The following is a 13,142-nucleotide window of genomic DNA, read 5'->3' on the forward strand; positions in this document are numbered from 1 at the left end:
TGTCTATAAATTTGTATTTCAAATAAATTATTATGTAATTTGAAATATTATTATTTCAACAGACAGCATATGAGGGCGGTGGTGATTTTTACTTTGATTTTTCTTTTGATCAGCAGTACCTGGTTGGATGCCAGACAAAATGCTTGCAGTGTCAACCAAATGGCTGTGCAACGGCAAATAGTGGACCTTGATCAAAATGGCAGCCTGGAAGGTTTTGCGGGTGATAGGGGACAGTTTACCCTGATGCAATACCACAGCAATGGGCAAAAACTTTGGGAGCTTCAACTTCCTAAAACATCGGCGAATTCCAAATTTGATCTGATTGCTTCCGCGGATGGCGGGGAGATTTTTGTGCTTGCCATAAGCCCGTCTTTAAAAGGACCGGGAACAGCGCTCATTCACCAGATCCGTAAAGGTAAGTTGATCCGGACCCTGGCTTTTGAAGACCAGCAAATACTGATGGGCGAATCACTGCATGCCGTATTTGCGGATAAAGCGTATCTGTATTTTTTGACCGCGGATCAGGATCCGGACAAATTCAGGATGGGTAAGGCCCCGAAAATGAGCTTTTTGCTCAACCGTTTCAGTACCAAGGATCTTTTCTTTGATCAGGTCAGGGTTGAACTTCCCCAAATTCCGGACAGCAGGTGGAATCCGCAATGGACTTTTGCCGGGCAGCTGGGTCAGGAAAAGTACATGGTTCTGAAAGATGCAGATTTGGCTTCAAATACACTCCATTGCGAGGTAATCAGTTTTGACCCTGATGGGCATTTAATGAGGAATTTTGAGTTGAATTATACTCCGGAAAAACAATCCATACGCCCTTCTTTCCATGTGGATGACAATGACCGCAATTTTGTCCTGGCAACGGACTACAATTACCTGGGCTATGCTTCCTTCGGTCCTGCTCCCTCCGTAAAGGCATACAGGATAGGTGCATTTTTTGGCTTTACACTTGATGAACAAACAGGGGCTTTTTATATAAGCGGGCTTTCGGGGGAAGAATCTTTTGGAAAAAATCCATTTCACTTTAAAGCTCAGAATTACAACGGGTTTTACCTGAGCAAATTCAATGCAAACGGAGACTTGCTCTGGGAAGCTGGTCATGTGGCAGACGGAAAACACCTCTCGGAGACTGATTTCAGGAAGCGCCAACGGCCGGTTCAAAAATATTCCGCTATTGAACTGATTGCAGCTACCCGCGAAGTCAATTATTCCATACGGGTAGGGGGCAACGATTTCAGTTTTTTGATGGATGACAAGGAAGGGGAGCTGATGGCGATCAACGGCATGCTGATTTCCGGTCAGGGAAAAGCATTGACTGAGGCAGGCAAATCACTTCCAGTTGCAGAAGAGGAGGGTCTTTTCCGGATGGTAACAAATCCTGCAAAGCAGGGGAAGGAACAAGCTCAGGCGGGCAGCAAACCTGTTCTCGCCTTTTAGGTTAATTTTGCTCAACCGGCTTTTTCCTCAATCCAAAGGACTTATCAGGAGAGGATTTCTTTGATCACATTTCCGTGCACATCGGTCAGCCTGAAGTTCCTGCCCTGGAATTCATAGGTCAATTGCTCATGGTCGAATCCCAGCCTTTCCAGAATGGTGGCTTGCAAGTCATGCACGTGGGTTCTCCCTTCAATACCGTAATAACCTATTTCATCAGTCTCTCCATGCACTTTTCCCTTTTTGATACCTGCTCCTGCCATCCACATGGTAAAGGCTTCCAGGTGGTGGTCTCTACCGTCAAAACCTACTCCTGTTCGCGCTTCCATCATAGGGGTACGCCCAAACTCTCCTCCCCAGACCACCAGGGTTTCTTCCAAAAGACCTCTTTGTTTCAGATCCTTTAGTAGGGCTGCAATGGGTTGATCAATGGCTTTGCAGGACCGGCGCATCCCATCTCCTACACCATTTCCGGCACCCACGCCATGGGTGTCCCAACGGTTATCAAACAATTGAATGAACCGCACGCCTTTTTCTACCAACCTTCTGGCCAGCAGGCAATTGTTGGCAAAGGAGGCTTTTCCCGGAGAAGTTCCATACATCTGATGGATGTAGTCCGGCTCATCATTGATATTCATGGTTTCCGGTACAGAAGTCTGCATGCGGAATGCCAGTTCATATTGGGAAATCCGGGTGAGTATTTCGGGATCCCCTGATTGTTGATACTCCATTTCATTGATCTTGTTGATGGCCGCTATGGATTTTTTCCGCAAAGGGGCATCTATGGAGTTTGGATTGGATAAAAAAAGTACCGGATCGCCCTCCGAGCGACACTGTACACCCTGATAAACGGTAGGTAAAAAGCCAGATCCCCAGGCACTTTTTCCGGCACTGATGGCACCACCACCGGAAGTCAATACCACATAGCCTGGCAAATCTTTATTTTCAGATCCCAAACCATAAACAGACCAGGCGCCGATGCTTGGTTTGCCAAGTCTTGGGCTACCGGTATGCATGAAAAGCTGTGCAGGGGCATGATTAAATTCATTGGTATGCATGGCCTTCAGCAAACTTACCTCATCCACCATTTGGGCAAATTCGGGCATGTAATCTGATACATAAGTTCCAGACTGTCCGTGTCTGTCAAAGTTAGCCTGAGGGCCAAGTAGTTTAGGAGTTCCTTTCAGGAAGGCAAATTCCTTCCCTTCCATGAGGGATTTGGGGGTATCTTTGCCATTCAGCTGCTGAAGGGTCGGTTTAAAGTCAAAAAGCTCCAGATGAGATGGCCCTCCCGCCATGTGCAGGAAGATGACACTTTTTGCTTTTGGGGCAAAATGGGGGCCTTTTCCTGCCAGGCCTGCTCCGGATTTAGCTCCGGGATGCTGTTCCCCGCATCCCATTATGGATCCGAGGGCCAATGCACCCAGTCCAGATGTACATTTTTTTAAGAAATGTCTCCTGCTGTTGTATTGTGCCTTGCGGATAAAAGCTTCTTCCCAAATGTTCATGTTATCTTCTGGTTATAAATTCATCTAAATTCAGCATGGCATTGCTCACCAAACGCATGGCGGCCAATTTTGGGTTTGCGTCCAGGTCTTTGCCTTCCTGCTCGTAATACGCCAAAGACTCCTGATAAAGCTGGTGTAAGACTTCCACCTTTTCCTGCTCAGGAGGTTTTGCTGTAACCAGCTGAAGGTTTTTTTCAATACCTGCTTTGATATCTTCCCCGCTTTCTTCCAAAATTCTCTTTGCCCAGGCACTGGCAGCCTCTACATATACAGGGTCATTCAATAAAACGAGGGATTGCAGCGGCGTGTTTGTCCTTACTCTTCTGGAGGTACATACTTCCCTGGATGGACTGTCGAAAGTCACCATGGAGGGGTAGGGATGTGTTCTTTTCCAATAGGTGTAAACTGCTCTCCGGTATTTGTCCTGGCCCTCGCTTTCAAACCAGAACCTTCCACCGAAACCGATGATATTTTCCGGTTGGTAAGGCATTACGCTAGGGCCGTAAAGTTCCCTGTTCAGCAAACCGCTGATAGCCAGTGCCTGATCCCGAATGGTTTCCGCCGGGAGCCGGGTCCGGGATCCCCTGGAAAGGTATTTGTTGTAAGGGTCCTTGGCTAATTTTTCATCGCTGCTGACCGAACTCTGACGGTAACTTGCCGACATCACGATCATTTTGATAAGGGATTTCATGGACCAGTTGTGGTCCTCTCTGAAGGTCACCGCCAACCAGTCCAGTAGCTCGGGATGGGTAGGAGCTATGCCCTGGCTGCCAAAATCTTCCATACTTTCCACAATGCCGAATCCAAATAGCTGTTCCCAGATGCGGTTTACCATTACCCTTGCCGTTAATGGGTTTTCTTCACTCACCAGCCAGGCGGCAAAATCCATCCTGTCCGGGTTTGACTCGTTAATGCTGCCCATGATTTCGGGAATACCAGCCCGAACTTCCTTACCTTCGGACCTCCAATCTCCGCGCTCAAAGACATGGGTCTTCCTGGATTTATTTGCTGGCAAATCACGTAAGATTGGCGTTTGAACTGCTTTTACAGCCAATAGCTCATCCAATTTTTGTTGCAAGGCTTGAGGATACTGGTCTTTTGCGGGAGCCTTTTCATGGTAATACAGCCAATCCACCCTTACCAGATCCTGGGCAAAAATCCGGTCTTTTTTAAAATAGTAATAAACATCTCTTTTACCCTTTACAGGGGTAATGGGTATTTTTAACGTATTCCATTTTGCGGGACGGTTACCGGGGAAGCCCTGACCAGTTACCTGAAAAGTTCCTTCTCCAATTTTGCTGCCCAGTATGGAATCCAGCCTTATTTCTACCCTGGCACCTGTAAGAGAGGCATAGCCCAGGGAAATGGCTTCCACCTCCGTCAGGTCTACCTGCTCAAACTTGATCCAGGAACTGTCCTGTACCTGCCATATCGAAGCCTGATCGTGGGCAACCAATTCGATGAAGCGGCTTTTGTCCTGAAACTCCTCTGCTTCCACCCTGCGGTGCCCCAGGGTATAAAGCAATTCCTGCTTTTGCTGATGCAGGAATTCATCAGAGACCTGGGCTAATTTATCTGCTGGTTCCAGCTGTTCATTTACCCAGGTAAGCAGCTTTTTGACCTTTTCCTTTTCGGCAGGTTCATAGGTAAAAACCTTGGGTTGTTCATTATAGAGGTCCTTGTCCTGCGTATTATTAAAAAAGGCCATGGATTTATAAAAATCCTCATGCCGGATGGGATCATAAGGGTGGCTGTGGCATTGCACACAGGCCATGGTGGTGCCCTGCCAGACTTCAAAAGTAGTGCCCACTCTTTCCATAGTGGCAGCAACCCTGAATTCCTCATCATTGGTGCCCCCTTCATCATTGGCCATGGTATTTCTGTGAAAAGCAGTGGCAAGCAGGTCCTTTTCCCTGGCTTGGGGCAATAGGTCCCCGGCGATCTGAGCAATGGTAAAAGTATCGTAGGGCATGTCCTTGTTAAAAGCCTCAATCAACCAGTCCCTGTATTTCCAAATTTCCCTGTGGAGGTCTTTTTCATATCCTTTGGAGTCCGCATACCTGGCCAGGTCCATCCAAAAGGAAGCCCATTTTTCACCGAAGTGGGGCGAATCGAGCAAACGGTCCACCGCAGTTTCATAGGCCTCGGGAGAGCTGTCATTTTTAAAAGCCTCATAGTCTTCTAGACTGGGAGGAATGCCGGTAACATCCAGGGCGAGTCTTCTCAGGAGGATTTCTTTGGAGGCTTCCGGATTGGGCGCAAGTTCCATTTCTTCCAGCTTGCCGAATATAAAATGATCGATTCCATTCTTTGCTTCCATACCCTTTGGAATGGAGGGAGGGGTAATATCATCATCAGGAGGGATGTAGGCCCAGTGTTTTTCCCAGACCGCACCCTGGTTGATCCATTTTTTAATCAGCTCTATTTCCTGATCGGACAAAGGTGCTTTACCCAGTGGCATGCGCATTTCCGGATCATGATGACTCAAGCGTTTTACCATCTCGGATGCGGAGGCGTCTCCCGGTACAATGGCCGGTTTACCGGATTCTGTGGGCATTTTTGCCTCAGATTCAAATAGCAATGAAAACCCTCCGGATTGCTTGACTCCACCGTGACAGGAGATGCACTTATTATTGACAATAGGACGTATGTCCCGGTTGTAACTTATCTTGTCGTCCTTTGGCCATGCCCAATAAATGGCCAAGGCAAAAAGGGGTAATACAAATATCAGGTTCCGGTTCTTCATTTAATCGGGCTTTCCTTAGATTCACAAAGTAGCAAATTATGCCATCATTGTCAAAACCCAATCCTGTACTGTGCTGTAGAGCAGGTATAAAACAGTTTGCTATTTAATGTTGTTTTATTTATATTTTGAGTTATAGACAGGATAGTACAGGCTAGTATTGTCCACCAATTTAATTATAATTGTAATGCTTTATTTCCAGTCGGTGAGGGCAGAACATCATTTTACGCTTATCCTGATCTGAAAAGTTGATTTGAAGCGAAAATAAAAAGTCTTGTAAGAAAGAAATGAATTTCATGAAATCGAGCACAATGGAGGCGACAAACAGAGGGTTGAGTACCGAATATGCGAGATTCCATGTGACCATTAAAGAACAAATTATTGACACATGAAACATAGAATAATGGCCATTATATGGCTGATAGCAGCTGTTTTGCTAATTACAATTCCGGGAGATGGATTGCTGGCTGCAGCACTTCAGGAACAGGCTGCAGAAAGCGAACCTTTCTGGTTATGGAAATTTTTGGGTCGATTGCATCCGCTGGCAGTTCACTTTCCGGTGAGTTTATTGTTGTTTGCGGCTGTTCTGGAACTATTTACGCTGAAAGATTTCAACCACAAGCTGAGGCCGGGTATTGATTTGCTGGTATGGGCAGGGGTAGCCGGAGCGGTGCTTGCCGCTGTACTTGGCTGGGTCCTGGCTACAGTGGAGGATTATGGGGGCAATACCCTGGATGTACATCAGTGGACAGGTATTACAACTGCATTCTTTGGTTTGTTGCTCATTTATTTTTTGAGAAAATCCGAAAACGGGAATAATCTGCAGGCAGTTAAGGCATTTCGTTCTCTGTTATTTATCTCAGCCATTGGGGTATCCGTGGCCGGTCACTTCGGTGCTTCTCTTACCCATGGGGAAGACTACCTTACCAGTACATTTCCCTGGAATGAGGATGACTATTCCCCCGAAGATCTTAATATTGATTTGGTAGCTTTTGGAGAAGAAGGTGAGCTCAGTGAACAGAAGCAGGTGGAGCTGGTGGGAAAAGTAAGGGCTGTTTTTGCCCATAATTGTTACAAATGCCACAGTGATGCCAAGATCAAGGGAGAATTAAGGCTGGATGAGCGGGAATATGTTTTTGAAGGAGGGGAATCCGGTCCTGTGATCGTTCCCGGAAATCCTGCTAAAAGCGACCTGGTAAGAAGGATCAAGCTGCCAAAGGACCATGAAGACGCCATGCCTTCCAAAGGTAAGGTGCTTTCAACCGATGAAATTGCCTTGATTTCTTTTTGGGTCGAAAGAGGTGCACCATGGCCAGATGCGGCCAGTGAGGTAAGTGAATACAGGGTAGCAGCACTGGAACCAAGAAGACCCAATGTACCCGCTCCAAGAAAAGGTATGAACCAGCCCATAGATATTTGGGTGGATGAATATTTTCAGGAACAGGACATTACATGGAAAGATCCGGTAGATGATAAGACTTATCTGAGAAGAATATATCTGGATATCATCGGGTTGCTACCAGACCCGGAGACCTACAAGGCTTTTCTGGAAGATTCCCGACCAAATAAAAGGGCTGCCTGGGTAGAAGAATTGCTCAACCGAAATGACGATTACGCCACCCATTGGATGACCTTCTGGAATGATGCTTTAAGAAACGATTAAACCGGTACGGGATACATTACCAAGGGCAGGTACGCTATTACCGATTGGCTATATACCTCTTTGAGAGAAAACAAGCCTTATGACCAGTTTGTCAAACAACTGCTTGATCCTGATGAAAAGTCCAAAGGATTTATTGAAGGTATTCGCTGGCGGGGAGATGTGAATGCCAGCCAGGTTACGGAAATGCAGGCAGCGCAAAATGTGGGGCAGGTGATCCTTGGCCTGAACCTAAAATGTGCATCTTGCCATGACAGTTTTATCAGTGATTGGAAATTGGAAGAGGCCTATGCCTTTGCCAATATATTTGCTGATACCACCCTTGAAGTAAGCCGCTGCGAAACCCCGATAGGAAAAAAGGCCAGCACAAAGATTTTATGGGAAGAATTGGGAGAAATTGACAGCACAGCAAGCAGGGACAAAAAACTGGAGCAACTGGCAGAATACCTCGTCCAACCTGCCAATGGCAGGATGTACAGGACTATTGTAAACCGGATATGGAAGCAAATGATGGGCAGAGGTTTGGTGGAACCTGCTGATGAGATGGACAATTTACCCTGGAGCCAGGATTTACTGGATTGGATGGCTACTGATTTTGAAGACAATGGTTATGATTTGAAAAACCTGATATACAAAATTGCCATATCAAAGGCTTACCAGCAACCTTCGATAGGTGTGGAAGATCCACAGTACCTGACAGATGATGATTTTGTATTCGAAGGAGTGGTGAGAAGGAGATTGACGGCTGAGCAATTTGCCGATGGTGTGAGTCAAAATATCCATCCGCTTTTTGAGATGGAGGCATTGAAATACAATCCCAATGAGTTGGCAGTATCGGAAGAGTCATCTATGCCTTTTGCCAGGGCATCACTGGTAGCCAATAATGACTTCCTGAAAGCACTGGGCCGACCAAACCGTGAGGTAGTATCGACCAGCAGGGACAGCCAGGCCAGCTTGCTACAAGCCCTGGAGCTTACCAACGGAGAAACCCTGAATGAGGCCTTAAAAGATGGTGCCATGAAGTGGAAAGAGAAATACAATGATGGTGACATTATTGTGCATGAAACCTATCGCCAACTTCTGGGAAGAGACCCCCATCAAAATGAATTCAATGTGGCCATGGAGGTTTTGGGAGAAGATCCCGAGCCCGCAGCCATTCAGGATTTATTTTGGGCAGTTTTGTTGTTGCCTGAATTTCAATTAATTTACTGATCAAAAGCAATTAGCGATGAATTATAACTGGAAAAGAAGGGATTTTCTAAAAAAAACAAGTGCAGCGAGCATAGCAGCCATGGCGGCAGGCATGCCCATGTCGGGCTTGCTTTCTTCATGTTCCACAAAGGAGAAAATAGAAAGTTCCGCTGATACGGTAATCCTGCTTTACATGGCGGGGGGCATGGCCCATACAGAGACTTTCGACCCAAAGAAATATACGCCATTCCGTAAAGGAATGGAATCGAAGGAGGTATTGAGTACCTTTCCATCCTTTCCTACAGCCCTAGATGGTATTGAATTTTCAGAAGGTTTGGAAAATATCGGGCAGATAATGGATCGGGGTACACTTATCCGATCCTATGTGGCTGCAGATTTGGGGCATATCCTGCATACCCGTCACCAATATCATTGGCACACTTGTTATGAACCGCCCCAATCAGTGGCCGTTCCGCATATGGGATCCTGGATGGCCAAGGAACTTGGCCCTGTTAATCCCGTTATTCCCCCCTTTATCAATATCGGACAAAGGTTTACTGTGGGTGAAGGAGAAGAGTTAAAGGCTTTCCACAGTGCGGGATTTTTAGGCAGTGAATATGGCCCTTTTCTGATACCCGACCCCACTTCCGGGCTGGATAGTGTGAGGCCGCCTGTGGGCATGTCCAATAAACGGTTTGAAGCCAGAAACCAATTGTATGAGCGCCTGGTTCAGGAAAGTGCCATGGGTGAGTTTGGCTCTGATTACCAAAAGGAATCGCTGAAGAGATCCATGGAGCAAGCCTACAGACTATTGAACTCCCCTGAGGCAAAAGCCTTTGACCTCAGCCAGGAGCCCAAAGAGAAATACGATATCTACAATACAGGTAAGTTTGGACTAGGTTGTCTGATGGCCAAAAGGCTGGTGGATCAGGGAGCACGTTTTATTAGTGTAACTTCAGAATATGAACCCTTTGTAGGCTGGGATACCCATGAGAATGGACATACCCGCCTGGTGGACATGAAAAAATTGATTGATGCCCCCATAGCCCAGCTGATCAAGGACCTGGATGAAAGTGGCCGTCTGGACCGTACCATGGTCATTGTGGCCAGTGAATTTAGCCGGGACATGCTTACAGAGGGCAGACCCGGAGCAAAGGTAAAGGACCAGGTGGTGGTACCCGATATTATCGATGACATGAAAAATTATGGCATGCACAGGCATTTTACGGACGGTTGTTCTGTATTGATGTTTGGTGGAGGCGTCAAAAGGGGACATGTGTATGGAAAGACAGCAGATGAGCGGCCATGTAAGAGCATTGAGAAACCCATAAAAATTGCTGCTTTGCACCAGACCATTTATCATGCACTGGGCATAGACCCTGAAACCAATTACGAGATTGAAAAGAGACCTTTCTATACCACTCCGGATGGAGAGGGAGAGGCAGAAATGGATTTACTGGCTTAATTTAAAAAAATGAAAAACAACTTAAACCCAAGAAGGGAATTTATCAGGAAAACCGGACTTACTGTATTGGCAGGTGCGGTGGTTCCCAATATCATCATCAACAAATCCTACGCCATGAAGAAAGAAACTATATTGGGACACGGATCTCACCGGTACCGGGTCATTGAAGGTTGGGGAAACCTGGACCCTTCCAAAAACCCCGTTAATGATTGCCACGAAATGGTTGAAGACGCAAAGGGCCGATTGATTTTGCTGACCAACGAAACCAAAAACAATGTCATCATTTATGACAAGTCCGGTAAATTACTTGAAACCTGGGGGACCAGTTACCCCGGTGCCCATGGCCTGACCATCAGTGATGAGGGAGGGGAGGAGTTTTTGTACATTGCCGACAATACCCGTAGTCAGGTTATCAAAACCGATCTGAAAGGGAATGAAATCATGGTGCTGGATTATCCCAAGGAAACCGGGAATTACGACTATCCCCGGCAGTTTGTGCCTACCGAAACGGCCATCAACCCGGCCAATGGAGACATTTACATCGTCGACGGTTATGGAAGGAATTACGTCACGCAGTATGATGCCAAAGGGAAACTGATCCGGCAATTTGGTGGTTCCGGGGAAACAGACGAAACATTCAACTGCTGTCATGGTATTCTGGTGGATACCCGAGACAAAGCCAATCCCACCTTGCTGATTACAGACCGGGGTCATATGCAGTACAAAAGGTTTACCCTTGACGGCAAATACATCAAAACCATACCCATGCCAGGCTCATTTGTCTGCAGGCCTGTTTTGAGAGGGCAAAATGTCTATGCCGCTGTATACCGCAGCACATCCCAATCCTACCCCAACTCCGGTTACATCACCGTATTGGATACCAATGACCAGGTAGTGTCGACACCCGGAGGAACGGCTCCTGAATATGTGAACGGAAAACTACAGGAGCAGCGAAAAGATCTGAGTTTCCAGGGCTTTATGCATCCACATGACGTTTGTGTGGACCGTGACGAAAACATTTACGTGCCTCAGTGGGCTTCTCAAAAAACCTATCCGGTGAAGTTGGAGCGGGTTTAATCATTATTGATAAATCGATTTATGGGGAATAATTTTTCGTATCATCAAAAATCCAGATCGGAAGTAGATTTTAATAAGCAGGAACCTGATTTAAGCCATGAAAATATTTGGGTGGCTTTTTTAAGTGGTAGCAATAAGGCCCTTGCTGATCTGTATAAATTGTACAGCAATAAACTTTTTGTTTATGGCAGACAGTTTACTCATTGTAATGAACAAATTTATGATACGATTCAAGACGTTTTCTTTTACCTGACAGAATCCCGTGAAAAGCTGTCAATGGCAAGATCCGTCAAACTTTATTTGTTCTCTGTCTTTAGGAGGATGTTATTAAAATCCATTGAAAAAGAACGACTGCTGGTTTCGGGAAATGCCTCGGAAATAGAAGGATTTCAAATTATTGTAGATGAGGCATTTTTCCCCGTGCATGCGCAATTGGACAACAGGCAAAGAAAAAGGATTGAAGTCGCCTGTAACCAATTACCTGCAAGGCAGAGGGAGATGTTGATATTGCGGTTTTTTGAAGGGATGAGTTACGAGGAAATTGCGGATATCATGGGGCTTGCCAATTCAAAAACGGTAAGAACCATGTTATACCGCTCTTATCATAAATTGTCAGAGATTTTAGCTCCCCATAAGCATGAATTGAGTGCTTTGGCAGCTGTTTTTAACACCTTCCAATACTAACAGTGAGTTTTTTTCAATTGGTTTTGCCCACACTTATTTTTTAGTAGTCTGGTTAAAAGATTCCATAAGTTCTATTCCTAAATAAGCCGCGCATAATTTTATGCAGTGGCTTTATTTTTTGGGTTTTTTGGCAAATTTAAATTGTTTGCCCTCGAGCAATTTACCTTTTGGTAATTTGGCTTATAGTGATGAGCAGCAATAATTAATTTGAAAAAAAATTATTTTTTTAGTGGTTGTTTGCCTTTTGATAGTCACTTTAGTTGTAGTGACGATAGACCTTATTCCGCAAACATGAAATTTGATCCAAAATCCGAGGCGGATTTTTTCGAGAACGAATATTTTATCCATTGGGTAATTTTCCCTGATAAGGAATCTTCCCGCTATTGGAAAAATTGGCGAAGCATGCACCCTGAGAAGCGGGCATTGATGGACAGGGCGGTGGAAACCCTTAAATCTTTTAGACTGAAAGTGGACACCAGCATGGATAATACCATTTCCGAAATCCTATTGGACAGGATCCTTATCCATCACCAAAATCAGAAAGGGAAGCCTTTCCGGCCCGAAAAACCCAAGGCATATATTAAGGTTAAGGACCGGACAATATGGGTTTTGGTTGCGGCCTGTCTGGCAGTTATAGTCACCTTCATATTACCCCATTTAGGACTCGAATTTATGGAAAATAGGGTCAAGGAGGACCCGGTGCAATGGATTACCAAATCCACCAAACCTGGAATTAAATCCATTTTTTACCTTCCCGACGGAAGTATGGTGAAACTAAATTCATCAAGTGAAATTACTTTTCCGGAAAGCTTTTCTGATTCTGTGCGACTGGTTAAACTCTCTGGACAGGGATATTTTGATGTGCAGCGGGATGAGGACTTGCCATTTATTGTCCAGGCTGAGGGTTTTCAGGTTCAAGTGCTTGGAACCTCCTTTGATATAAAATCCTATTCCAGAAATGAGGAGCATAATGTGGTGGTACTCACAGGAGAGGTAGCTGTTGAAACAGAGTTTGGCGACTATTTAAACGTACTTCCTACAGAAATGCTTCGCTTTAATGAGACTGATGGAAAAATTTTGAAAAAGAAGGTGGATCTCGAAAGGTATACCGGATGGAAGGACGGAATCATCATTTTTCAGGAAACTCCATATCAAGAAGTGTTTGAGATTTTGAGTGAATGGTATGGGGTGGAATTTTATTTAAGCAACGAAATAAACTGGAAAGGTACTTATAGTGGAAAGTATGAAAATGAATCGTTGAAAAATATCCTTCTGGGTATTTCTTATGCCAAAAATTTTGAATTCAAACTGAACCGAAAAAAAGTAAATATCTATAAACCCAAATGACTATGAAAAAGACCAAAGTTAACCAGA

Annotated in this window: 7 protein-coding genes and 1 pseudogene; 6 read left to right on the plus strand and 2 right to left on the minus strand. The window is 45.3% G+C overall.

Annotated elements, in window-relative coordinates; translation table 11 throughout:
* The first annotated feature begins 39 nt into the window (after positions 1–39).
* Entirely contained in the window at positions 40–1,443 is a 1,404-nt protein-coding gene (locus G9Q97_RS08460) for a hypothetical protein (RefSeq protein ID WP_166145584.1), read from the plus strand.
* A 44-nt stretch (positions 1,444–1,487) separates the two neighbouring features.
* Here G9Q97_RS08460 and G9Q97_RS08465 read toward each other — a convergent pair whose 3' ends face one another.
* Both G9Q97_RS08465 and G9Q97_RS08470 read right to left on the minus strand, forming a co-directional pair.
* Positions 1,488–2,948 (minus strand): DUF1501 domain-containing protein, encoded by a 1,461-nt coding sequence (locus G9Q97_RS08465; RefSeq protein ID WP_166145587.1) that lies wholly within the window; start codon positions 2,946–2,948, stop codon positions 1,488–1,490.
* A gap of 1 nt (position 2,949) precedes the next feature.
* Positions 2,950–5,694 carry a DUF1553 domain-containing protein gene (locus tag G9Q97_RS08470; RefSeq protein WP_166145590.1) on the minus strand — a complete coding sequence of 915 codons (2,745 nt, stop codon included), beginning with the start codon at positions 5,692–5,694 and terminating at the stop codon, positions 2,950–2,952.
* A 400-nt stretch (positions 5,695–6,094) separates the two neighbouring features.
* Here G9Q97_RS08470 and G9Q97_RS08475 point away from each other — a divergent pair.
* The 5 genes and pseudogenes from G9Q97_RS08475 (at position 6,095) to G9Q97_RS08495 (ending at position 13,115) form a co-directional block, all read left to right on the plus strand.
* Positions 6,095–8,563 (plus strand): annotated as a pseudogene (locus G9Q97_RS08475) (DUF1549 domain-containing protein).
* 16 nt (positions 8,564–8,579) lie between these two features.
* Positions 8,580–10,007 carry a DUF1501 domain-containing protein gene (locus tag G9Q97_RS08480; RefSeq protein WP_166145593.1) on the plus strand — a complete coding sequence of 476 codons (1,428 nt, stop codon included), beginning with the start codon at positions 8,580–8,582 and terminating at the stop codon, positions 10,005–10,007.
* A 9-nt stretch (positions 10,008–10,016) separates the two neighbouring features.
* A complete protein-coding gene (locus G9Q97_RS08485) occupies positions 10,017–11,084 on the plus strand; it encodes an NHL repeat-containing protein (RefSeq protein ID WP_166145596.1) in 1,068 nt (355 codons plus the stop codon).
* 21 nt (positions 11,085–11,105) lie between these two features.
* Positions 11,106–11,768, plus strand: coding sequence for an RNA polymerase sigma factor (locus G9Q97_RS08490; protein WP_166145599.1), 663 nt, complete (start codon positions 11,106–11,108; stop codon positions 11,766–11,768).
* A 291-nt stretch (positions 11,769–12,059) separates the two neighbouring features.
* Entirely contained in the window at positions 12,060–13,115 is a 1,056-nt protein-coding gene (locus G9Q97_RS08495; RefSeq protein ID WP_166145602.1) for a FecR family protein, read from the plus strand.
* Positions 13,116–13,142 lie beyond the last annotated feature (27 nt).

Origin of the sequence: Cyclobacterium plantarum (assembly GCF_011290685.1) — a bacterium.
GTDB lineage: Bacteria > Bacteroidota > Bacteroidia > Cytophagales > Cyclobacteriaceae > Cyclobacterium > Cyclobacterium plantarum.